We start from the raw sequence: 242 nt of genomic DNA, 5'->3' as shown, positions 1-242 counted from the left end.
ACAAACGGAATTTCAGACGGCATGAAACGCGGTTTACCCATATTGACGGTAACCAAACCGTTATCCAACAGCTTCGGTACAATAATCCCTTTGGCCGTTTCGACCAAAATTTCCGTTTTATCCGTCAAACCCTTATCCGCGACAAAACGCGCAAAACAACGCGCTCCATTGCCGCACTGCTCTACTTCCCGACCATCGGCATTGAAAATGCGGTACCGAAAATCGACCGCATCAGAAGAAGG

1 pseudogene is annotated in these 242 nt (G+C 48.3%); it reads right to left on the bottom strand.

The window, feature by feature from the left end:
* Positions 1-242, bottom strand: a pseudogene (locus tag ACTHSP_RS24010) (diaminopimelate epimerase); the annotation flags it as partial.

It is taken from the genome of Neisseria sp. P0001.S005, from assembly GCF_051963715.1.
This window is presented reverse-complemented; position numbering and strand designations above follow the sequence as displayed.